At 62.1% G+C, this 22,759-nt stretch carries 19 protein-coding genes, 1 tRNA gene and 1 pseudogene; 6 read left to right on the forward strand and 15 right to left on the reverse strand.

Translation table 11 applies throughout. From position 1 onward, the window contains the following. Window positions 1–273: 273 nt before the first annotated feature. Together NKI59_RS03125 and NKI59_RS03130 are read left to right on the forward strand one after the other, a co-directional pair. The gene (locus tag NKI59_RS03125; protein ID WP_023680447.1) at window positions 274–555 is read left to right on the forward strand and encodes a transcriptional regulator; all 282 of its coding nucleotides are present in this window, start codon (window positions 274–276) and stop codon (window positions 553–555) included. 124 nt (window positions 556–679) lie between these two features. Further along, window positions 680–1,609, forward strand: a complete 930-nt coding sequence (locus NKI59_RS03130) for a Gfo/Idh/MocA family protein (RefSeq protein WP_352702303.1) — start codon at window positions 680–682, stop codon at window positions 1,607–1,609. A 49-nt stretch (window positions 1,610–1,658) separates the two neighbouring features. Here the strand turns inward: NKI59_RS03130 and NKI59_RS03135 are convergent, their stop codons facing one another. From NKI59_RS03135 to tuf, 14 genes and pseudogenes are all read right to left on the reverse strand, one after another. After that, on the reverse strand, window positions 1,659–2,324 hold the full coding sequence (locus NKI59_RS03135) for an O-methyltransferase (RefSeq protein WP_352702305.1): 666 nt from the start codon (window positions 2,322–2,324) through the stop codon (window positions 1,659–1,661). Between the two features lie 84 nt (window positions 2,325–2,408). After that, window positions 2,409–6,605 (reverse strand): annotated as a pseudogene (gene rpoC / locus NKI59_RS03140) (DNA-directed RNA polymerase subunit beta'). A 131-nt stretch (window positions 6,606–6,736) separates the two neighbouring features. Next, window positions 6,737–10,873 (reverse strand): DNA-directed RNA polymerase subunit beta, encoded by a 4,137-nt coding sequence (gene rpoB / locus NKI59_RS03145; RefSeq protein WP_023680443.1) that lies wholly within the window; start codon window positions 10,871–10,873, stop codon window positions 6,737–6,739. 283 nt (window positions 10,874–11,156) lie between these two features. Further along, window positions 11,157–11,534, reverse strand: coding sequence for a 50S ribosomal protein L7/L12 (gene rplL, locus NKI59_RS03150; RefSeq protein ID WP_023680442.1), 378 nt, complete (start codon window positions 11,532–11,534; stop codon window positions 11,157–11,159). A gap of 54 nt (window positions 11,535–11,588) precedes the next feature. Continuing rightward, entirely contained in the window at window positions 11,589–12,107 is a 519-nt protein-coding gene (gene rplJ / locus NKI59_RS03155; protein ID WP_008875657.1) for a 50S ribosomal protein L10, read from the reverse strand. A 392-nt stretch (window positions 12,108–12,499) separates the two neighbouring features. Next, entirely contained in the window at window positions 12,500–13,198 is a 699-nt protein-coding gene (gene rplA / locus NKI59_RS03160; RefSeq protein WP_352702307.1) for a 50S ribosomal protein L1, read from the reverse strand. A 4-nt stretch (window positions 13,199–13,202) separates the two neighbouring features. After that, complete coding sequence (gene rplK / locus NKI59_RS03165) at window positions 13,203–13,631, reverse strand: 50S ribosomal protein L11 (RefSeq protein WP_023680440.1); 429 nt, start codon at window positions 13,629–13,631, stop codon at window positions 13,203–13,205. 159 nt (window positions 13,632–13,790) lie between these two features. After that, complete coding sequence (nusG, locus tag NKI59_RS03170) at window positions 13,791–14,318, reverse strand: transcription termination/antitermination protein NusG (RefSeq protein WP_006333333.1); 528 nt, start codon at window positions 14,316–14,318, stop codon at window positions 13,791–13,793. A gap of 27 nt (window positions 14,319–14,345) precedes the next feature. Then, entirely contained in the window at window positions 14,346–14,549 is a 204-nt protein-coding gene (gene secE / locus NKI59_RS03175) for a preprotein translocase subunit SecE (RefSeq protein WP_023680439.1), read from the reverse strand. 364 nt (window positions 14,550–14,913) lie between these two features. After that, window positions 14,914–14,989 (reverse strand) — tRNA-Trp (locus NKI59_RS03180). A 77-nt stretch (window positions 14,990–15,066) separates the two neighbouring features. After that, entirely contained in the window at window positions 15,067–15,582 is a 516-nt protein-coding gene (locus NKI59_RS03185) for a hypothetical protein (RefSeq protein ID WP_352702309.1), read from the reverse strand. A gap of 129 nt (window positions 15,583–15,711) precedes the next feature. Beyond that, window positions 15,712–16,194: a group II truncated hemoglobin gene (locus tag NKI59_RS03190; RefSeq protein ID WP_352702311.1), complete on the reverse strand. Its 483-nt coding sequence runs from the start codon at window positions 16,192–16,194 to the stop codon at window positions 15,712–15,714. 96 nt (window positions 16,195–16,290) lie between these two features. Beyond that, window positions 16,291–17,976 carry a COG3904 family protein gene (locus NKI59_RS03195; RefSeq protein ID WP_352702314.1) on the reverse strand — a complete coding sequence of 562 codons (1,686 nt, stop codon included), beginning with the start codon at window positions 17,974–17,976 and terminating at the stop codon, window positions 16,291–16,293. Window positions 17,977–18,135: 159 nt separating this feature from the next. Continuing rightward, on the reverse strand, window positions 18,136–19,311 hold the full coding sequence (tuf, locus tag NKI59_RS03200; protein ID WP_254817137.1) for an elongation factor Tu: 1,176 nt from the start codon (window positions 19,309–19,311) through the stop codon (window positions 18,136–18,138). A gap of 272 nt (window positions 19,312–19,583) precedes the next feature. On the opposite strand from tuf, the gene NKI59_RS03205 reads away from it, so the two are divergent. From NKI59_RS03205 to NKI59_RS03215, 3 genes are all read left to right on the forward strand, one after another. Further along, on the forward strand, window positions 19,584–20,471 hold the full coding sequence (locus NKI59_RS03205) for a DMT family transporter (RefSeq protein ID WP_352702316.1): 888 nt from the start codon (window positions 19,584–19,586) through the stop codon (window positions 20,469–20,471). A gap of 33 nt (window positions 20,472–20,504) precedes the next feature. Beyond that, the gene (locus tag NKI59_RS03210) at window positions 20,505–20,954 is read left to right on the forward strand and encodes a GFA family protein (RefSeq protein ID WP_352702318.1); all 450 of its coding nucleotides are present in this window, start codon (window positions 20,505–20,507) and stop codon (window positions 20,952–20,954) included. 105 nt (window positions 20,955–21,059) lie between these two features. Further along, complete coding sequence (locus NKI59_RS03215; RefSeq protein WP_352451060.1) at window positions 21,060–21,719, forward strand: peptidoglycan recognition protein family protein; 660 nt, start codon at window positions 21,060–21,062, stop codon at window positions 21,717–21,719. A gap of 45 nt (window positions 21,720–21,764) precedes the next feature. Here the strand turns inward: NKI59_RS03215 and NKI59_RS03220 are convergent, their stop codons facing one another. Then, window positions 21,765–22,022 carry a GlsB/YeaQ/YmgE family stress response membrane protein gene (locus NKI59_RS03220; protein WP_023717513.1) on the reverse strand — a complete coding sequence of 86 codons (258 nt, stop codon included), beginning with the start codon at window positions 22,020–22,022 and terminating at the stop codon, window positions 21,765–21,767. A 159-nt stretch (window positions 22,023–22,181) separates the two neighbouring features. Here NKI59_RS03220 and NKI59_RS03225 point away from each other — a divergent pair, with 159 nt between their 5' ends. Then, window positions 22,182–22,649 carry a YidB family protein gene (locus tag NKI59_RS03225; RefSeq protein WP_352702320.1) on the forward strand — a complete coding sequence of 156 codons (468 nt, stop codon included), beginning with the start codon at window positions 22,182–22,184 and terminating at the stop codon, window positions 22,647–22,649. Window positions 22,650–22,759: the final 110 nt, after the last annotated feature.

The following is a 22,759-nucleotide window of genomic DNA, read 5'->3' on the forward strand; positions in this document are numbered from 1 at the left end:
AACTCCAAAGCGTGTCGCTTCGGAAGCAAGAGCCTCACATCGGTTCTGACTGGGCGGCTTCTACTCGTATGGCCACTGTCCGTCAACCCCGGAGCGGCAAATATTGCGCTGAACCCGAGGCGTGGCAGCCATGCGAAAAGCGCATGTAATTTTCTTGCGCCGTTTTTCAAGAGGATGCCAGAAAGTGACCGGCTTGCCGCTGTTTCCAGGCCGTGCTTCGTGCGAAAAGGCGGCATGAGCAGCCCAAACCCCCTCGCCCGGAGGTACGAACCCGTGAATGACAATGAGGAGCGCCCGGTCACCATTATTACCGGCCGGGTGTGGAAGCGCAAAGGCGGCAAGCCGGAAGGCGTGCATGTGATGCTGGTCGCGCCGGACGACGATTCGGCGGTGCGCCGCGCTCTCGAATCGCTTGCCGCCGAAGGTTATGCCGAGGCAGAGCTCGATCAGATCGGCGACATGGACGGCGTGCCGGACGAGGAGCCGCATCTGTCCGCCTATCAGGGCGCGCTCGAAGGCGAAGTGTCGATCGTGACGTTCGATGTGCCGATCTGAAGAGATCTGAATCGCGGTCGATCTCACGGGCCAGCAACACAAGCCCGGCGACTTGCCCGGCACAAGTTCTCTGCTAAGAAGCGACCTCTGGCAAAACCAAGCACACTCAACCTGCGGAGCTCCCATGTCCTCTAATCCCATCAAGCTCGGCATCGTCGGCGTGGGGAAGATCGTCCGTGACCAGCATCTGCCGGCGCTGGCGAAGGACCAGGATTATCGCCTGGTCGCCGCAGCGAGCCGCCATGGCAAAGTCGAAGACATCCCGAATTTCCCGACGATCGAGGCGATGCTCGACGCAACGCCAGAGCTCGAGGCGGTGTCGCTGTGCATGCCGCCGCAGTTTCGTTACGACGCCGCGCGCTTGGCGCTCACGGCGAAAAAGCATGTCTTCCTGGAAAAGCCGCCCGGCGCCACGGTCAGCGAGGTCGAAGACCTGAAGGCGCTGGCGACAGCGAACGGCGTCTGCCTGTTCGCCAGCTGGCACTCGCGCTATGCGCCAGCTGTCGAAGCTGCGCGCGCATTCCTTGGATCGACAACGATCAGGTCGGCCGCCATCAATTGGAAAGAAGACGTGCGCCGCTGGCATCCGAATCAGGAATGGATCTGGGCTCCCGGCGGCTTTGGCGTGTTCGATCCCGGCATCAACGCGCTGTCGATCGCTACCCACATCCTGCCGCCGATGTTTATCAGCTCGGCAGAACTCGATTTCCCCGAAAACCGCGCGGCCCCCATCGCCGCCCATATCGCCTTCCGCACTTCGAACGGTCTGCCGGTGACGATGGAACTCGATTGGCGTCAGACCGGCCCGCAAAGCTGGGACATCCTGGCCGATACCGAGGCCGGATCGATGGTGCTTTCTGGCGGCGGCTCAAAGCTCGCCATCGATGGCCGCGTCGTTCACGAGGAGCCGGAAGCCGAATATCCGATGCTCTACAAGCGCTTCGCCGAGATCGTGCGCGCCGGCACCTCCGACGTCGATCTCGCGCCCCTGCAGCACGTCGCCGACGCCTTCATGCTCGGCAGGCGCAATGTGGTGGAAGCTTTTTTCGATTGACGAGTGGGCGCCGGCCGGATCGCAGGTCTGGTCGGCGCACCGCACAAAATCAATTGACGATCGCTATTGCAAAGCCGTCATAGCCCTTGGCGCCAACAGTCTGGATCGCGGTGCCTTCCAGACGTTTGTCGCTGCCAATGAACGAGAACGCCGCGCGTGCCCCTTCGACATTGGCGTCGCGACCATCTTCATTCACCACCGCGCCGTCACGGATGACATTGTCGCAGACGATGACGGTCCCCGGCCTCGAAAGACGCATGGCCCAGGACAGATAGTGCGGGTTGTTCGGCTTGTCGGCGTCGATGAAGATAAAGTCGAACGGCCCGGCATTCTCGGCGCCTAGGGCCGCAAGCGATTGAAGCGCCGGTCCGACCCGCAGTTCCACCCGGTCCGACACCCCTGCCCGTTCAAAGTTCGACCGCGCGACACTGGCGTGGTGCGAATCAAGCTCCAGCGTCACGACCTTGCCGTCCATCGGCAATGCTCGCGCCATCCAGATTGTTGAGTAGCCGCCCAATGTGCCGATTTCGAGTACCTTCTTTGCTCCCTGCATTCGCGCAAGAAGTGAGAGCAGCTTGCCTTGTGCCGGGGAAACGTCGATAGGCGGCAGGCCCTGATCATGGTTGGCCGCCAGAACGGCATCGAGGGCGGGATCCGCCTCGAAAAGAGCTTCGACAATGTAGTCGTCGACAGAAGCCCAAATCTTCCTGCTCATCGTTTCCTCTCCGATCCGCTTGAGGAACCAAAATGCGAAAAGGGGCCACTTAGGCCCCTTTCCTATCTTCTCTTGCTTGCGCGCTTACTGCGCGGCGTTAACCATGTCGGTCAGCATCGGCTCGGCGACCTCGACGCCGGACGCCTTGCGGCGCTCGTCGATGATCAACTCGTCGCGCGAGGTGGCGATGCGCCGGATCTGGCTCATCGTACCGCCGGTACCGGCCGGGATCAGCCGGCCGACGATGACGTTTTCCTTCAGCCCCTGCAGCATGTCGGTCTTGCCGGCAACCGCAGCTTCGGTCAGCACCCTCGTCGTCTCCTGGAAGGAGGCGGCGGAGATGAAGGACGGCGTCTGCAGCGAGGCCTTGGTGATGCCGAGCAGCACCGGCTGGCCTTCGGCCGGCTTCTTGCCTTCCTCGACCAGGCGCTCATTGACCTCTTCCAGCTCGATCACGTCGACGTGGTCGCCCGGAATGTAGGTCGAATCGCCCTGCGTGGTGATCTCGACCTTCTGCAGCATCTGGCGAACGATCACCTCGATGTGCTTGTCGTTGATCGACACGCCCTGCAGGCGGTAGACCTCCTGGATCTCGTTGACGAGGTAGGAGGCAAGCGCCTCCACGCCCTTGATCGCCAGGATGTCGTGCGGCGCCGGATTGCCGTCGAGGATGTAGTCGCCCTTCTCGATGACGTCGCCGTCCTGGAGATGGAACGGCTTGCCCTTCGGGATCAGGTATTCGACCGGCTCAAGCGTCGAGTCATGCGGCTCGATGATGATGCGGCGCTTGTTCTTGTAGTCGCGGCCGAAGCGGATCGTGCCATCGATCTCGGCGATGATGGCGTGATCCTTCGGACGGCGTGCCTCGAACAGTTCGGCCACACGCGGCAGACCGCCGGTGATGTCCTTGGTCTTGGCGCTTTCCATCGGGATACGCGCCAGCACGTCGCCGGGACGAACCTGTGCGCCCGGCTCGACCGAAAGAATGGCCTCGACCGAGAGCAGGAAGCGGGCGTCGCCGCCCTTCGACAGCTTGCCGACCTTGCCCTTGGCATCCTGGACGACGATCGCCGGCTTGAGGTCGTTGCCGCGTGGCGTCGAACGCCAGTCGATGACCTCGCGCTTGGTGATGCCGGTCGATTCGTCGGCGGTTTCCTGGACGGAAATGCCATCGACCAGATCCTCGAATGCCACCCTGCCCTCGATTTCGGTGAGGATCGGGCGGGTATAAGGATCCCACTCGGCGATGCGCTGGCCGCGTTTCACCTTGTCGCCATCGTCGACGAAGATGCGCGAACCGTAGGTAACGCGGTGCGTGGCGCGTTCCTTGCCGGCTTCGTCGAGGATCAGCACCGCCATGTTGCGGCCCATGACCATCAGCTGGCCGTCGGAGTTGCGCACCACGTTGCGGTTGCGGATCTCGACCTTTCCCTCATAGGAGGCTTCAAGGAACGAGGAATCCACCACCTGCGCCGTGCCGCCCATGTGGAAGGTACGCATGGTGAGCTGAGTGCCCGGCTCGCCGATCGACTGCGCCGCGATAACGCCGACAGCCTCGCCCTGGTTGACGGGAGTGCCGCGGGCCAGATCGCGTCCGTAGCAGACCGCGCAGACGCCGACCCTGACCTCGCAGGTCAGCGCCGAACGGATGCGAACCGACTGCACGCCGGCCTTTTCGATCAGTTCCACGTCACGCTCGTCCATCAGCGTTCCGGCCTTGACCAGAACCTCGCCGGTGACCGGGTGGGTGATGTCGTCGAGCGAGGTGCGGCCGAGAACGCGCTGACCAACCGAGGCGACGACCTGACCGGCATCGACGATCGGCTGCATAGTGAGGCCCTTGTCGGTGCCGCAGTCGAGCGAGTTGACGATGCAGTCCTGCGCCACGTCGACAAGACGACGCGTCAGGTAACCCGAGTTCGCCGTCTTCAAGGCGGTGTCGGCCAGACCCTTGCGGGCGCCGTGGGTCGAGTTGAAGTACTCGAGCACGGTGAGGCCTTCCTTGAAGTTCGAGATGATCGGCGTCTCGATGATTTCACCGCTAGGCTTGGCCATCAGGCCGCGCATGCCGGCGAGCTGGCGCATCTGAGTGGGCGAGCCGCGCGCACCGGAGTGCGACATCATGTAGATCGAATTCATCGGCTTCTGACGGCCGTTGTCCTCGAACTCGACCGCCTTGATGCGGGCCATCATTTCGTCGGCGACCTTTTCCGAGCACTTGGCCCAGGCGTCGACGACCTTGTTGTACTTCTCGCCCTGGGTGATCAGGCCGTCATTGTACTGCTGCTCGTATTCCTTGGCCAAAGCCTCGGTGTCGGACACCAGCTTGATCTTGGCGTCCGGGATCAGCATGTCGTCCTTGCCGAACGAAATGCCGGCGCGGCAGGCGTGGCTGAAGCCGAGAGCCATGATGCGATCGCAGAAAATGACCGTCTCCTTCTGACCGCAATGGCGGTAGACGGTGTCGATCATCTTGGAGATGTTCTTCTTGGTCATCTCCTGGTTGGCGGTCTCGTAGGGCACGTTGTGGTTCTTCGGCAGCAGCTCACCGATGATCATGCGGCCAGGCGTGGTGTCGTAGATCTTCGACACGACCTTGCCGTCGGCGTCGACCGTGCGGAAGCGCCCCTTGATCTTGGCATGCAGCGTCACCGCCTTGGTCTCGAGCGCGTGCTGGAGCTCGCCCATGTCGGCAAACACCATGCCCTCGCCCGGCTCGTTCTGGTTGACGATCGAGAGATAGTAGAGACCGAGAACCATGTCCTGCGACGGCACGATGATCGGCGCACCGGAAGCCGGGTGCAGGATGTTGTTGGTCGACATCATCAGCACGCGGGCTTCGAGCTGCGCTTCCAGCGACAGCGGCACGTGGACCGCCATCTGGTCGCCGTCGAAGTCGGCGTTGAAGGCCGTGCAGACCAGCGGGTGAAGCTGGATCGCCTTGCCTTCGATCAGGATCGGCTCGAACGCCTGGATACCGAGGCGGTGCAGCGTCGGTGCGCGGTTCAAAAGCACCGGATGCTCGCGGATGACCTCGTCGAGGATATCCCAGACCTCCGGACGCTCCTTCTCGACCAGCTTCTTCGCCTGCTTGACGGTCGAGGAGTAACCCTTGGCGTCGAGACGGGCGTAGATGAAGGGCTTGAACAGCTCGAGCGCCATCTTCTTCGGCAGGCCGCACTGGTGCAGCTTGAGCTCCGGACCGGTGACGATGACCGAGCGGCCGGAATAGTCGACGCGCTTGCCGAGCAGGTTCTGGCGGAACCGGCCCTGCTTGCCCTTCAGCATGTCGGACAGCGACTTCAGCGGACGCTTGTTGGCGCCGGTGATGACGCGGCCGCGGCGGCCGTTGTCGAACAGCGCATCGACGGCTTCCTGCAGCATGCGCTTTTCATTGCGCACGATGATGCCGGGCGCGCGCAGCTCGATCAGCCGCTTCAAGCGGTTGTTGCGGTTGATGACGCGGCGATAGAGGTCGTTCAGATCCGACGTGGCGAAACGGCCGCCGTCCAGCGGGACAAGCGGGCGCAGATCCGGCGGGATCACCGGAACCACCTTCATGATCATCCATTCCGGACGGTTGCCGGACTCCATGAAGTTCTCGACGACCTTGAGCCGCTTCACGTACTTCTACTGCTTGAGCTCGGAGGTGGTCGAAGCCAGCTCAGAACGCAGATCGCCGGCGATCTTCTCGAGGTCCATGCCGGCCAGAAGGTCGTGGATCGCCTCGGCGCCGATCATGGCGGTGAACGAATCCTCGCCATACTCGTCGACGGCCATCATGTACTCTTCCTCGCTGAGCAGCTGGTGCTCCTTCAGCGCGGTGAGGCCGGGTTCGGTAACGATGTAGTTCTCGAAGTAGAGGACCCGCTCGATGTCCTTCAGCGTCATGTCGAGCAGCGTGCCGATGCGCGACGGCAGCGACTTCAGGAACCAGATGTGGGCGACCGGTGCCGCCAGCTCGATATGGCCCATGCGCTCGCGGCGGACGCGCGACAGCGTGACTTCGACGCCGCACTTTTCGCAGATGACGCCCTTGTATTTCATGCGCTTGTACTTGCCGCACAGGCATTCATAGTCCTTGATCGGGCCAAAAATGCGCGCGCAGAACAGGCCGTCACGCTCCGGCTTGAAGGTGCGATAGTTGATGGTCTCCGGCTTCTTGATCTCGCCGAACGACCAGGACAGAATCTTCTCAGGGCTGGCAAGCGAGATCCGGATGGAATCGAACACCTGCGCAGGCGCCTGGGGATTGAAGAGATTCATGACCTCTTGGTTCATGCCGTTCTCCTTTTCGGGGTCCTCGAAAACCCCTTGCATCTAGCGCGGGCCAAACGCCCGCCGACTTGATCGGCCATCGGCCGAGAATTTGGTGCGTCCGGTCGCGGGAAGACCGCGGCCGGACGTCTTGCTTACTCGGCCGCGTCGGGCAGCCGGATCGGGTTGTCGTCGAGCTTGGTGTTCTCCAGCTCGACATTGAGGCCGAGAGACCGCATTTCCTTGACGAGAACATTGAAGCTCTCGGGGATGCCGGCCTCGAATGTGTCGTCGCCTCTGACGATCGCCTCGTAGACCTTGGTGCGGCCGGCGACGTCGTCCGACTTCACCGTCAGCATCTCCTGCAGCGTGTAGGCGGCGCCGTATGCTTCGAGCGCCCAGACCTCCATCTCGCCGAAGCGCTGACCACCGAACTGCGCCTTGCCGCCCAGCGGCTGCTGGGTAACGAGCGAGTACGGACCGATCGAACGCGCGTGGATCTTGTCGTCCACAAGGTGGTGAAGCTTGAGCATATATATGTAGCCCATCGTCACTTTGCGATCGAACGGCTCGCCGGTGCGCCCGTCATAGAGCTGCGACTGACCGCTGGTGTGCAGGCCCGCCTGCTCCAGCATGATATTGATGTCGGCCTCGTGCGCGCCGTCGAACACCGGTGTCGCGATGGAGACGCCGCGGCGCATCTGCTCGCTGAGGCGAACGATGCTCTCGTCGTCATATTCGCGGACCGGCTCGTTGCGGTCGTTGGAAGGCATGAAGCTCTCGAGCGTCTTGCGCAGCGGCTTGATGTCGCCCGCCGTCTTGTACGCGTCGATCAGATCGCCGATCTTCCTGCCCATTCCGGCGCAAGCCCAGCCCAGGTGCGTCTCCAGAATCTGGCCGACATTCATGCGGCTCGGCACACCCAGCGGGTTAAGCACGATATCGGCATGCGTGCCGTCCTCGAGAAAAGGCATGTCCTCGACCGGAACGATCCGCGACACGACACCCTTGTTGCCGTGCCGGCCGGCCATCTTGTCGCCGGGCTGCATCTTGCGCTTCACGGCCACGAAGACCTTGACCATCTTCATGACGCCCGGAGGCATCTCGTCGCCGCGCTGCACCTTCTCGACCTTGTCCATGAAGCGCTGCTCGAGCGCCTTCTTGGAATCGTCGTACTGGCCGCGCAGGGCTTCCAGTTCGCTCTGGAGCTTTTCGTTCTCCACGGCAAACTGCCACCACTGCGAACGCGGATACTCGTCGAGCGTGTCCTTCGACAGCTTCGAGCCCTTCTTGAAGCCCTTCGGCCCGGCAATCGCTTCCTTGCCGACGAGAACGTCGGAAAGACGCGAATAGACGTTGCGGTCGAGGATCGCCTGCTCGTCGTCGCGGTCCTTGGCGAGGCGTTCGATCTCCTCGCGCTCGATCGCCATGGCGCGCTCGTCCTTCTCGACGCCGTGGCGGTTGAAGACACGCACTTCGACGACGGTGCCGAAGGTTCCCGGAGGCATGCGCATCGAGGTGTCGCGCACGTCCGAGGCCTTTTCACCGAAGATGGCGCGCAGCAGCTTTTCTTCCGGCGTCATCGGGCTTTCGCCCTTCGGCGTGATCTTGCCGACCAGGATGTCGCCCGGCTGCACTTCCGCACCGATATAGACGATGCCGGCCTCATCGAGGTTCTTCAGCGCTTCTTCCGAGACGTTGGGAATGTCGCGCGTGATCTCCTCCGGCCCCAGCTTGGTGTCGCGGGCCATGACTTCGAACTCCTCGATGTGGATCGAGGTGAAGACGTCGTCGGCGACGATGCGCTCGGACAGGAGGATGGAATCCTCGTAGTTGTAGCCGTTCCACGGCATGAACGCGACCAGCACGTTACGGCCGAGGGCCAGATCGCCGAGCTCGGTCGACGGGCCGTCGGCGATGATGTCGCCCTTGTTGACCCGGTCGCCCATGCGCACCAGCGGACGCTGGTTGATGCAGGTGTTCTGGTTCGAACGCTGGAACTTCATCAGCCGGTAGATGTCGACGCCGGACTTGCCGGGATCGAGATCTTCCGTGGCGCGGATGACGATACGCGTCGCGTCCACCTGGTCGACGATGCCGCCGCGGCGGGCGCCGATGGCGGCGCCCGAGTCACGGGCGACGATCGGCTCCATGCCGGTGCCGACGAACGGCGCTTCGGCGCGCACCAACGGCACGGCCTGACGCTGCATGTTCGAGCCCATCAGCGCACGGTTGGCGTCGTCGTTCTCGAGGAACGGGATCAGGGCCGCGGCCACCGACACCATCTGCTTCGGCGACACGTCCATTAGATCGACGTTTTCGCGCGGCGCCATCATCACTTCGCCGGCGTTGCGGCAAATGACGAATTCGTCGACGAAATGACCATTCTTGTCGAGCTCGGCATTGGCCTGCGCGACGTGGTGCTTGGCCTCTTCCATAGCCGACAGGTAAACGACTTCATTGGTCAGCTTGCCGTTGACGATCTTGCGGTACGGGCTCTCGATGAAGCCGTATTTGTTGACGCGCGCGAAGGTCGCAAGCGAGTTGATCAGGCCGATATTCGGTCCTTCCGGCGTCTCGATCGGGCAGATGCGGCCGTAATGCGTCGGGTGCACGTCGCGCACCTCGAAACCGGCACGCTCGCGGGTCAGACCGCCCGGTCCAAGCGCCGAAAGACGGCGCTTGTGGGTGATCTCCGACAGCGGGTTGGTCTGATCCATGAACTGCGACAGCTGCGAGGAACCGAAGAACTCGCGCACGGCGGCAGCCGCCGGCTTGGCGTTGATCAGGTCCTGCGGCATCACCGTATCGATCTCGATCGAGGACATACGTTCCTTGATCGCGCGCTCCATGCGCAGCAGGCCGACGCGGTACTGGTTCTCCATCAGCTCGCCGACCGAGCGCACACGGCGGTTGCCGAGATTGTCGATGTCGTCGATCTCGCCCTTGCCGTCGCGCAGTTCGACCAGCGTCTTGACCACGGCCAGGATGTCGTCCTTGCGCAGCACGCGCACGGTATCCTCGGCCTTGAGCTCGAGGCGCATGTTCATCTTGACGCGGCCAACGGCCGACAGATCATAGCGCTCGCTGTCGAAGAACAGCGAGTTGAACATGGCTTCAGCGGTTTCCAGCGTCGGCGGCTCGCCGGGGCGCATGACGCGGTAGATGTCGAACAGCGCGTCCTGGCGGCTCTCGTTCTTGTCGACGTTGAGCGTGTTGCGGATGTAGGCGCCGACGTTGACGTGGTCGATGTCGAGGACCTTGATCTCATCGTCACCGGTGCCAAGCAGCACTTTCAGCGTCTTTTCGTCGATCTCGTCACCGGCTTCGAGGAAGATCTCGCCGGTCGCGTAGTTGACAATATCCTCGGCAAGGTAGTTGCCGAGCAGATCCTCGTCGGTCGCCTTGATCGCCTTGAGACCCTTTTCGCCAAGTGCCCTGGCCTGGCGGGCGGTGATCTTCTTGCCGGCCTCGACGACGACTTCGCCGGTGTCGGCGTCGACTAGGTCACCAACGGCCTTGAGGCCGCGGAAACGCTCGACGTTGAACGGGATGCGCCAATGGTCGCCGGCGCGCTTGTAGGTGATCTTGTTGTAGAAGGTCGACAGGATCTCTTCGCCGTCCATGCCGAGCGCCATCAGCAGCGACGTCACCGGAATCTTGCGGCGGCGATCGATGCGGGCATGCACGACGTCCTTGCTATCGAACTCGATGTCGAGCCACGAACCGCGATAGGGAATGACGCGCGCGGCAAACAGAAGCTTGCCGGACGAGTGCGACTTGCCCTTGTCATGGTCGAAGAAGACGCCTGGCGAACGGTGCATCTGCGAGACGATGACGCGCTCGGTGCCGTTGACGATGAAGGTGCCGTTCAAGGTCATGAGCGGCATGTCGCCCATGTAGACGTCCTGCTCCTTGATGTCCTTGATCGACTTGGCGCCGGTATCCTCGTCGATATCGAACACGATGAGGCGCAGCGTCACCTTGAGCGGCGCCGCATAGGTCAGATCGCGCTGACGGCATTCGTCAACGTCGAATTTCGGTCCCTCGAACTCATACTTCACGAATTCCAGCATCGAGGAGCCGGAAAAATCGGAAATCGGGAAGACCGACTTGAAAACTGCCTGCAGTCCCTCGTCAGGACGCCCACCCTTGGGCTCCTCCACCATCAGGAACTGGTCATAGGATGCCTTCTGAACCTCGATCAGGTTCGGCATCTCCGCAACTTCCGGGATCTTTCCGAAAAACTTGCGTACGCGTCTGCGGCCATTGAAAGTCTGGGTTTGGGCCATCGTCGCTCCTTAGCTCAATTCTCGGGACGAGCCTCGCCGCGGCTCGCCTTGCATCTCGGGCCACCTTGGCGGCCCTGTCTTGTTGCCCGCCGCCTGTCGGCGGCTTCTTGTCTTTTCACCCGCCGCCAATTGGCGGCGGGCCAGAAACGGGAGAAAACCCGTTTCCTGAAGGCCGGTTTGCGGCCCTCAGGAAAGAGGTTTTCGCACTCTTCGCGTTACGCAGCCTCCCTTCGACGCGAAAGGAGTGGCGGACGGCGCGACGCCGTCCGCCGGTACTCAACGCTTACTTCAGTTCGACCTTGGCGCCGGCTGCTTCCAGCTGGGCCTTGAACTTGTCCGCGTCGGCCTTGGAAACGGCTTCCTTGACCGGCTTCGGAGCCGCCTCGACCAGGTCCTTGGCTTCCTTGAGGCCAAGACCGGTGATGGCGCGAACTTCCTTGATGACGTTGATCTTCTGAGCGCCTGCCTCGGTGAGGACGACGTCGAATTCCGTCTTTTCCTCGACCGGAGCAGCAGCGGCCGCAGCGCCGCCGGCAGCGGCAACCGCCACCGGAGCAGCGGCGGAAACGCCCCACTTTTCTTCAAGAAGCTTCGACAGCTCGGCCGCCTCGAGGACGGTCAGCTTCGAAAGGTCGTCTACGATCTTTGCCAGATCAGCCATTGCAATGTTCCTTCATAAGGTTCGAACGTGTGTTTGTGATAGCGAGGAACGGCCTCATGCCGCCTCGTCCTTCCGGGCGTAAGCGCCGATGACGCGCGCGACCGAAGCCGCAGGCGCATTGACGATCTGGGCGATCCGGGTTGCCGGCGTGGCGATCATGCCAACCAGCCTGGCGCGCAGCTCATCGAGCGACGGAAGTGTGGCGAGTGCCTTCACACCGTCGGCATTGAGCGAGGTGGTACCCATTGCGCCGCCGAGAATGACGAGCTTGTCATTTCCCTTGGCGAAATCGGACGCGACCTTCGGCGCCGCAATCGGATCCTCCGAATAGGCGATCAGCGTCTGCCCCTTGAACAGCTCGATGATCGATGCGGAGTCCGTGCCCTGAAGAGCGATTTTGGCGAGACGGTTCTTCGCGACTTTGACGGTGCCACCGGCGGCGCGCATTTTCGACCGAAGGTCGTTCATTTGCGCGACGGTGATACCGGCGTAGTGGGCCACGACGACTGAACCAGCGCTTGAAAACGCATCATTCAGGCCCGTGACGAGTTCGCGTTTTTCCGCTCTGTCCACTGCCTATCTCCAGTTGACCCCTGCCCTCTACGAAGGACAGGCGTCGGGTTGCCTTTTGCCGGCCGGGCCATCCAGTAACGGATCTCCCGAACGACGCTCGAGGATCCTGCCCCCTTTCGCCACACCTGCCGGCAAGCCGGACGGTGCGCAGACAAAAGGCAAACACGGTTCGAACCTTTCATTGGAGCTTGTGGCTCCTTTGTCCGGTCTTCACCCGTCTCATGCAGGCCCGCATGAATTAAGGCCCACATCACCTAAGGCTTGGGGGCCGCCTGCAATCTCGGACAGGATGTCCGGAAGCCTTTCGACTTCCGGTACCGGGCCGCCGACAGGTCGGAGGCCCGGAATTCTTTCACGGATCAGCGTTTTAGCGGCCGATCCAATTGTTCGTATCAGGACGCTGCGAGCGTCGAGACGTCGAGCTTGAGGCCCGGGCCCATCGTCGAGGTGACCGACACCTTCTTGACGTAGTTACCCTTGGCACCAGCCGGCTTTGCCCTGGTCACCGCATCAGCGAAGGCACGGACGTTTTCTTCCAGCGCCTTGACGTCGAACGAGACCTTGCCGACGCCGGCGTGAACGATGCCGGCCTTCTCGACGCGGAACTCGACGGCGCCGCCCTTCGATGCCTTGACGGCGGCGGTAACGTCGGTGGTTACGGTGCCGACCTTCGGGTTCGGCATCATGCCGCGCGGACCGAGCACCTTGCCGAGACGGCCGACCAGCGGCATCATGTCCGGCGTGGCGATGCAGCGGTCGAAGTCGATCGTGCCCTTCTGGACGATGTCGACCAGATCCTCGGCTCCGACGATGTCGGCGCCGGCGGCCTTGGCCTCCTCGGCCTTGTCGCCACGCGCGAAGACGGCGACGCGAACGCTGCGGCCGGTGCCGTTCGGCAGGTTGACCACGCCGCGGACCATCTGGTCGGCATGGCGCGGGTTGACGCCGAGGTTCATCGCGACTTCGATCGTCTCGTCGAACTTCACCGAGGAGCGATCCTTGAGCAGCTTCAGCGCCTCACCCAAAGCATAAGCCTTGTTGGGATCGATGCCTTCGCGGGTCTTCGATACACGCTTTGCAATCTTTGCCATGATCTCAGCCCACCACTTCCAGACCCATCGAGCGGGCGGAGCCCTCGACCATGCGCATGGCCGCCTCGACGTCGTTTGCGTTCAGATCCTTCATCTTCTGCTCGGCGATGGCGCGCACCTTGTCGCGGCCGATCGTGCCGGCCTTGACCTTGCCCGGCTCCTTCGAGCCCGACTTCAGGTTCGCAGCCTTCTTCAGGAAGTAGCTCACCGGCGGCGTCTTCATGACGAAGGTGAACGACTTGTCCTGGTAGTAGGTGATGACGACCGGAACCGGCGAGCCCTTTTCCATTTCCTGGGTCTGCGCGTTGAACGCCTTGCAGAACTCCATGATGTTGATGCCACGCTGACCAAGCGCCGGGCCGATCGGGGGCGACGGCGTGGCCGATCCCGCGGAAACCTGGAGCTTGAGCTGGCCTGCAATTTTCTTAGCCATCTCTCTTCCTGCCTTTTCTCATGCCGGTCTTGCCGGCGGTTGCAGTCTGGTGGTGCGGTCCGCGCGGCCGGCTAAAGCCGCATTCGCCTCCCACCCGTTTTGGCCGCGCGATCTCCGCGCCGCCTTCCCTGCCGCCGAAACCGGTGCAGGGATTTCGGATCAGCCCTTCTCGACCTGTCCGAATTCCAGATCGACCGGCACGGCGCGCCCGAAGATCGATACTTCCACCTTGAGCCGCGCCCGCTCCTCGTCCACTTCCTGGACGAAACCGTTGAACGACGCGAATGGTCCATCCGAAACGCGGATCGCTTCGCCGATCTCGAACGTCACCGACGGCTTCGGCCGCTCGACGCCTTCCTGAACCTGGTTCAGGATACGCTGGGCTTCGGCTTCGGTGATCGGCACCGGCTTGGAGTCGCCCAGGAAACCGGTGACCTTCGGCGTGTTCTTGACGAGCGAGAACACGGCATCGGTCAGATTGGCTTTCAGCAGCACATAGCCCGGAAAGAACTTGCGCTCGGCATCGACCTTGCGGCCGCGGCGGATCTCGACGACCTTCTCGGTCGGCACCACGATCTGCTCGATGTCGGCGGACAGGCCCTTCTGCTTGGCCTTGTTCTCGATGTCCTCGGCGACCTTCTTTTCAAAGTTCGAGTAGGCGTGGACGATGTACCACCGCGCGGTCATTTCAAGACTTCTCCGTAATCGCCGGACTTACTGTCCGAGGCCGAGGATTTTTTCGACCGCAAAGCCCATGGCCACGTCTGCGGTAAAGAAAAAGATCATCGCGATGACCGCGAACACAAGGACCATCACCGTCGAGATCATCGTTTCGCGCCGCGACGGCCAAGTGACCTTGGCGGTCTCCGCGCGAACCTGCTGGAGAAAGGTGAAAGGATTTGTGGTTTTCGAAGCCATATGCCGCTCTGTCTGCAAGACCCGTTGGCCGGGTCTCCTGGATGATCCCGCTGGCCGGGACGTGCCGCTTGAGCGTGCGTTCGCGCCGAATCAGCGCAATCATTTCGCCCATGCAAATCAGACGCGTAAAGCCGGCTTCCCAGCTCCACGCGTCGCGTGTCTGTTTCGTCTACATAAAACCGATTCTTGATCCACGCAAGTGGCAAGTGTCCGCTTTATGGCCAAACGCCGCCTCGGAACCATCCAGTCGTTCCGTCCCGGCTATGCGGCCCTTATGCCGCAACTTATGCTATATGGCAAGTCACAAGCCGGTTTTCAAAGGCCGCACTGCAAAAGAATTGCTTTTAGGTATCCATTCGAAGAATGGCACGGGCAGCAGGGCTCGAACCTACGACCTGCGGTTTTGGAGACCGCCGCTCTACCAACTGAGCTATGCCCGTATGCGCATGTCGGCGCAGCAGGCGCTTCCTAAAAGCTTCCGCGCGCTCTGTAAAGAGCGACGTGCGCTACCCGGCCTTCATCTTCGAAAGTCCAGGCGTCCTCCCGGCCATTTCCCGTCGATCCTTTGATTGCTGACGATCAAGCCGACCCGGGGACGCACGATTTCCGGGTCGGTCAGATTGATGTATTTTCCCGCCAGCCCTTTCGCACCCTGGCGCCGGGCATCGATGAGCCCCTTGCGCACGCCATTATGCCAATCGAACAGCAGGTAAACTCTCTCTCCCGCCGTCTTCACCTCGCCCCGGCCGGACTTCCATTTATCCTCGGTATCGCCCGGGATCGTGGGATCGGCACCGCCGTTCCATCGGCTGGACCAGCTGCCTTCGATGGTGTCGTTGCGGTCGCGGTCGCGGTCGGTGCCCCATGCCTCGGCATTTTCATCGCTTGGAGTTCCCTCCAGTTTCACGCCGGCGGCGAACGCCGACACCTCCTCGTCGTCGGGAGTGGGGACGTCCATGAAGCCAAACGGATTTCGGATTCCGCGGTCGCTGTCAAAGACGCTGTCTGAATTTTTCTTGCCTTCCGATCTCATCGCAAAGCCTCCGGTTTTCAATGTGGCCCCGCCATTCGACGGCGACCTTAGACCGTTAGCCTGGAGGACCGAGACCTCCATAGCCACCCGTTTTCCTGGCCGGCAGGCTTTCGACCGATTCGCGCGCGGTCAGGTTCCCGAAGGCGGCTTGTAGGGGCCGCCCGGCACCCCCCAGCCCCAGGCCGGCATTGGTTCCGTCTCGGGGTCGCAGGTCGGGCCCTTGTTGGAGTTCATCTTGGCCAGCCGCGATCCCCATTCGACATAGGCCATGAAAGCCGAGCGGAATTCGGGATCGTCAGGCAGGCCGACCTCGTCGGCGGCGTCGGCGAGAAGGTTGATCCAGCGCCGGCGCTGCTCCTCGGTCAGATGCTTGCCGAGATGGTGCATCACCATCTCGCGATGGCCGCCGTGCTTTTCGCTGTAGGTTTTCGGTCCACCAAAAACTTCGCCGATGAAAGCCGCGACGTGAGCGGGATGGTCCGGCGACATGTGCTTGAACACCGGCCCGACGATGGGGTCCCGAGAGACGTTGTCGTAGAAGGTTTGGGTCAGGCGGTTCAGCGCTTCGGTGCCGCCTGCCCATTCAAACAATGTCGGGACATCCTGGCTCATTCGCGATCCCTCCGATGCTGGTCTTCAACCGCGCTGGACGATAGCGGAAACATCGAGCGCCGCTCAACCTGCCTCGATGGCCAGTGCAAGGTTGCGCTAAAGCTTCGCCGGCGTCTCTGCCTCGGCGCTGGCGGACGGCAGAACGCGGCAGTTGTCGGGCTTCGGCGACGACTTGCAGATGGTGGCGCCCGTCAGCGCGTCCACCGATTGCGGCCCCGTCGTCAGTCCAACCTTCAGCATTAGGTCTGGTTCGAGCTGGCGCTCGACCGAGCGCTGCTCGAGCGCGGCGAACAGACCGGGACCAATCGCCATGTCCTCGAGATAGGTCTTAATTATCTGCTGCTGTCCCATCAGGTACATGCCGAGCCGCGCTTGCGGACCGACAAACCGTCTGACGCCGCCGGCAAGCATGAGCGCGCAGGCCGAATCGCATGCCGCTCCCGAATCGACGGTCAGGCCGGCATAGGCGCCCTCTTTAGCCAAGCAACTCCACTCTCCCGGGTCGCAGCCAACGAAATCGGTGCGGGCGACGGCGATGTCGAGCTTCTTTTCGTGGATAAGTCGCCCCACCGCCAGAGCACTGAACAGGTCGCCTCCTTGTGAGCTGACCACCACCGGCAGCCGTCGGTTGCCAAGCATGGCGAGCAACTGGCGCAGCTTCTGCGGGGTCTGAGGCGCAATCGCGCCTTCGGCCGAGATCCATTCCGGGCAGTTTGGATTGCAAAGCGGGTTGCTGCCGCGGACCAGGACGAAGCGCATGTCTGCGACCTCCTTCGGCCGCGGGGTTTCGAGCCCTGCGGGTGCAGGCTCGGCTTTCGCCACCACTTCGCCGGCCGGCTTCGTGATATTCGCCGGCGCCGGCACCTCCCTGCAACTCGCCGGCAACGGATCGGACGTGCATAGGGTTGGCGCGGTCAGCAGGTCGACGGCATCCCGGCTGGTGACGAGATTCATTTGCAGCATGTCGTAGGGAGCCAATTGCTGGATACCGCTGGCCGGTGTGCTTTTCATGGTCTCGAGCACACCCAGGCCGACGCCCATCTCCTTCAGATAGGCCGCCAGCTTCCGCTCCAGCGGCTTGTTCATCTCATAGGTCTTGTAGCTGCCGGCGTTCTTCCGGCTGACGACCCTGGTGCTGAGTATCTTCTTCTTGCCTTTCACCATGCGATAAGTGGTGCGGTACAGCAATTTCGTCCGGATATAGGTCGTGGTGATCTGATGGACGCCGAGAAAGGCCCATTCCCCGACCACGCGCCGGATGCCACCGGAAAACATCAACGGACAGGCGGAATTGCAGATGGCGCCATCGGCATAAGCATTGCCAAAATAAACGGCGCCCTTGCCGTCGTTTTCCTTGCAGTTCTTCACATCTGGCAGACAGCCGACGAAGCGGGTTTTGCCAACGGCGATATCGAGCTTGTTCTTGCGGATCAGGCGACCAAGTGTCAGCGCCGCTTCGACATTGCCGCCGGGGGAATCGACGACGATCGGCAGCTTTCGGCCGCCAAGCGCTTTCAGCGCGCGTTTGAACAGGGCCGGCGTGCCGGCTTCTATCGAGCCTTCCGCCGATATCCATTCCGGACAGGTCGGCTCGCAGCCCGGCGCGCTGCTGCGGACGACGACGAACCGCATCGTCGGGCCGAAATCCGGCGCGGATTTTTCCGGCGTGGATTTCTTTGCATCCGCTGCGAAGGCAGCGTGGCCCATGGCAAGCAACGACACCAGGCAGATCAGCCCTAGCGACCACCATGCCTGACTATGCAAACGGCGCCATGGAACCATTCGGGCATCCCCCTCGATGCAACCTATACTAGTTATGGCAGAGGCGCTTGCAACAGGATTTGAAGCAATGCGGTTAATCCATTGCCAGAATATCAGAATCAAAAAGGGCGGCCCGAAGACCGCCCCTTTGCATCCGATCTCAACCGGCAGCGCCGGCGACTACTCTTTGATGGTGACGACGATGCCGGCACCGACGGTGCGGCCGCCTTCACGGATGGCGAAGCGCAGCTTCTCTTCCATGGCGATCGGCACGATCAGCTCGACATCGACGGTGATGTTGTCGCCCGGCATCACCATCTCGGTGCCTTCCGGCAGCGACACGATGCCGGTCACGTCCGTCGTGCGGAAATAGAACTGCGGACGGTAGTTGGTGAAGAACGGCGTATGGCGGCCGCCCTCGTCCTTGGTCAGGATGTAGGCTTCGGCAACGAACTTCTTGTGCGGCTTGACGGTGCCGGGCTTGGCCAGGACCTGGCCGCGCTCGACGCCTTCACGGTCGACACCGCGCAACAGCGCGCCGATGTTGTCGCCGGCCTGGCCCTGGTCGAGCAGCTTGCGGAACATCTCGACGCCCGTGCAGGTCGTCTTGGTGGTCGGACGGATGCCGACGATCTCCAGCTCCTCGCCGACCTTGACGACGCCGCGCTCGACGCGGCCGGTCACCACCGTGCCACGGCCCGAGATCGAGAACACGTCCTCGATCGGCATCAGGAACGGCTTGTCGAGCGGACGCACCGGCGTCGGAATGTAGGCATCGACCGCAGCCATCAGTTCGCGGATGGCGTCCTCGCCGATCTTCTTGTCGCTGTCTTCAAGTGCGGCAAGCGCCGAACCCTTGACGATCGGAATGTCGTCGCCGGGGAACTCGTTCTTGGTCAAAAGCTCACGCACCTCGAGCTCGACCAGCTCGAGCAGCTCGGCGTCGTCGACCTGGTCGACCTTGTTCAAGAACACCACGATCGAGGGCACGCCGACCTGGCGGGCGAGCAGGATGTGCTCGCGCGTCTGCGGCATCGGGCCGTCGGCGGCCGACACCACCAGGATCGCGCCGTCCATCTGCGCGGCACCGGTGATCATGTTCTTGACGTAGTCGGCGTGGCCGGGGCAGTCGACATGGGCATAGTGGCGGTTGGCGGTCTCGTATTCGACGTGCGCCGTCGAAATGGTGATGCCGCGCGCCTTCTCTTCGGGCGCCGCATCGATCTGGTCGTAGCGCTTGTATTCGCCAAAATACTTGGTGATCGCCGCCGTCAGCGACGTCTTGCCATGGTCGACGTGACCAATCGTGCCGATGTTCACATGAGGCTTAGTGCGCTCGAATTTACCTTTTGCCATAGTCTCTTTCCTTGGACGGCCTGGGGACGGCCTGGACCTTCAGTTCAGTCGAATGCGGGGCGATTAGCGACTAAGGCCGAAAAACACAAGTGCCTTGTCGCCGAGCGCGCTCGCCCGGCCCGAACGTGTGATCCGGTTTCGGAGAATGTGGCGCGGATATAGGAACGAACAAGGGCAAATGGAATGGTTGCGGCGGCGGCTGACGGCTTTGACGGATTTACAGCCGGATCTGGCCCATTGCCGCCCTGGCGCCGGTCTGATTTCGTGGGCCGATGCATTTCATCCCGACTGCCATACGAGGCCCGCTGTTCATGGTCGTTTCGACCGGGTCCTACATCGTCAACGACACGATGATGAAACTCGCAACCGCGGGACTGCCGCCCTATGAGGTGCTGTTCCTGCGCGGCGCTGCGGCAACATTGTGGGGCATTCCGCTGCTGTTCATGCTGGGTTATGGCAAGCAGATCCCGCTGATCCTCGACGCCAAGGTTTTGCGCAGGAACATGCTCGAACTGGGTGCGATCCTTTGCTACGTGGTGGCGCTCGCCAACATGCAGATCGCCGATTCGACCGCGCTCGGGCAGATCACGCCCTTGCTGATGCTGGTCGGCTCCTCGATGCTGTTTGGCGAACGGATCGGTGGGCTGCGCCTGGCGCTGATCGGGCTCGGCTTTATCGGCGCAGTGATGGTGGCACAACCGACAATGCAGGGGATTTCGGTCTATGCCCTGCTGGCGCTAGGCAATGCCGCCCTGTCCGCGGCGCGCGATCTGGCCGGACGCAAGGTCGCCGCCGACGTGCCGGGAATGGTCGTAGCTATTTCCGCGGTGATTGTGGTGCTCGCGGGCGCCGGGGCAGCTCATTTGCTTTCCGAGCAGTGGGTGGTGCCTGAAATCCGTCACCTGCTGCTGATGGGCGGCGCCGGACTGTTCCTGATCTTCGGCCACTTCTTCATCTTCATGGCCTATCGCGTCGGGCCGACCAGCGTGGTGGCGCCGTTCTACTATTGCTTTACCGTCTGGGCGGTGATTTCAGGCCTGGTGGTTTTCCGGCAGCTCCCGAATGCGCTGGCCATCTGCGGCATCCTGCTGGTGGTGGCCAGCGGGTTGACCATCGTCTCGCTCGACGAGCGCAAGCGCCGGTTGACCGTCGTCGCTTGAAACTGAAATCGGCCTGCACAATAGGAGGAGCGCGTGGCAAGCCCGGATGACAACCAGAATTCACGCAACCGCAGGCTTATCGGAAAGTGCCTGTGCGGCGCCGTTCAGTACGCGGTGGCGGACGCGTTCATCTATGCCGCGAACTGCCACTGCTCGAACTGTCGGCGCACCACCGGCTCGGCGTTCAAGCCATTCGCCGGCATCGAACGCGACAGGCTGAGCCTGACCAAGGGCGAGGACAATCTCATGATCTTCGGCGACGAAACCGGCCATGACGCGCACTGCCGGACTTGCGGCTCGTTGCTCTATTCCGTGGTCCGCGACGGTGCCTTCGTGCATGTCGCCATGGGAACCCTCGTCGACGAGCCGACCATCCGCCCGACGCAGCACATCTTCGTCGGCTCGAAGGCGAAGTGGTTCACGATCACCGACGATCTGCCGCAATACAGAGAACACGCGGTCGCCGGAGATGCCGGCGAATAGCTGACCGTTAGAAAACGCTCAACCAAATTATCGTTTCGTTTTCGCGTCGGCCGCCAACGAAACTATACTGTGCTCCGTCACTGAACTTATGTCGCGGGGATTTCTGTGGCGTTGCCGCCCGACTGGTTGCCCAATGTTGCGATGAAGCGCGTCATTTGCCATTGGACGGCGGGCTCGCATTCGGCCGGCGATACCGACAGGGATGCGTATCACATACTGGTCGAGGGGAATGGCCGCCTGGTCAGGGGCCGGCCTTCGATCGCGCTCAATTCAGGCCGGGTAAAACCGGGATATGCCGCGCACACGCTCAACTGCAACGGCGGCTCGATCGGGGTTTCGCTCTGCTGCATGGCCGGGGCGGAGCAAAGGCCGTTCGATGCCGGCCGCTATCCGATGACCAGGGCGCAGTGGGACGCGATGGCCGCCGTCGTCGCCGAACTCTGCAAATACTACCGCATCAAGGTCACGCCCAAAACGGTGCTGTCGCATGCCGAAGTCGAGAGTAATCTCGGCATCGAGCAGCGCGGAAAATGGGATTTCACCCGGCTGCCCTTCGATCCGACGATCAGCGGCGCAAGCGCCTGTGGCGAGCGGCTGCGCCGCGACGTGACGGTGGCAATGGGCGCGATGCCAAATCTACCGGTGAGGATTGGGCGCGATGCGGTATGGCAGCGATTGCTCGAGGAATTATGGCCGATCATGGTGAGAGGGCTGGAAGCCGGCCTCAACACGCTGATCCGCGAAATCCTCAAAAGGATCAGATAGGCGGTCGGCATTCGGGTGAATGCCGACGCAATTGCCGAGCGGCTTCTACAGAGCCCTCTTGCCGCTGAACTGGTGATAGGCCCACAGGACCACCACCGCACCGACCACGGCGACTATCAGGCTATAGATGTTGAGCCCGGTAACGCCCGACGCTCCAAAGGCGCTAAAGATGAGCCCGCCGACGATGGCGCCGACGATCCCAAGCACGATATCGAGCACAAGGCCTTGCCCGCTTTTATTGACGATCTTGCTGCCTATGAAGCCGGCGATGACGCCGAGAATAATCCAGCTTAATATTGACATTTTTCCTCTCCGTTCCCCGCGCTCGATTACTTCCACATTATTAAGCAAAGCTCAAGCCAACTTGAAAATCATGATTACGGAAAGCTCAAACCGGCTTGAAATTCGCCATGAATGCGTCATTGTCGGAGACGGACGGGCAATTTGACATGGAGATCCACAATGGGACTGTTTGACAATGCCGTTCCCGGCGGCAACGTCGCCAAGCCGCTGATGATCGCGCTCGGCGCACTTTTGGTGGGAAAAATGCTGAGCGGTGGAAGTTCCGCCCAGCCGGAGGCGGCGCAGAGCCCTGCCCCCGTCTCGCCTGATACAACCGCATCCGCCGACGGCGGACTGCTCGGCGGTCTGGGCGGACTGCTCGACAAACTGAAGGACGCCGGCCACGGCAACGTCGCCAATTCGTGGGTCGGTACCGGTCAGAACCAGCCGATCAACCCCAGCGATCTGGGCAGTGCTCTCGGGCCACAAATCATTCAGGAGATCGCGCAAAGGACGGGCCTGAACCAGCAGGATCTGCTCAAGCAATTGTCCGCGGCCTTGCCAGGGCTTGTCGACCAGTTGACGCCGAACGGGCAAGTGCCGCAGCAGAACCAGCTCGCGTCCATATTCAGCAAATTCGCGAGCTGACGCCTGTCCCAACGCCGCCTGCGGTTCGGGACAACGGTAACACAGATTAAGATGCGCGTCCGTCTGGACGCGCAACGAATACTTTGAACTATCGGCAAAGCGCTTCGCTT

Origin of the sequence: Mesorhizobium sp. M0598 (genome assembly GCF_040320865.1) — a bacterium.
Lineage (GTDB): Bacteria > Pseudomonadota > Alphaproteobacteria > Rhizobiales > Rhizobiaceae > Mesorhizobium.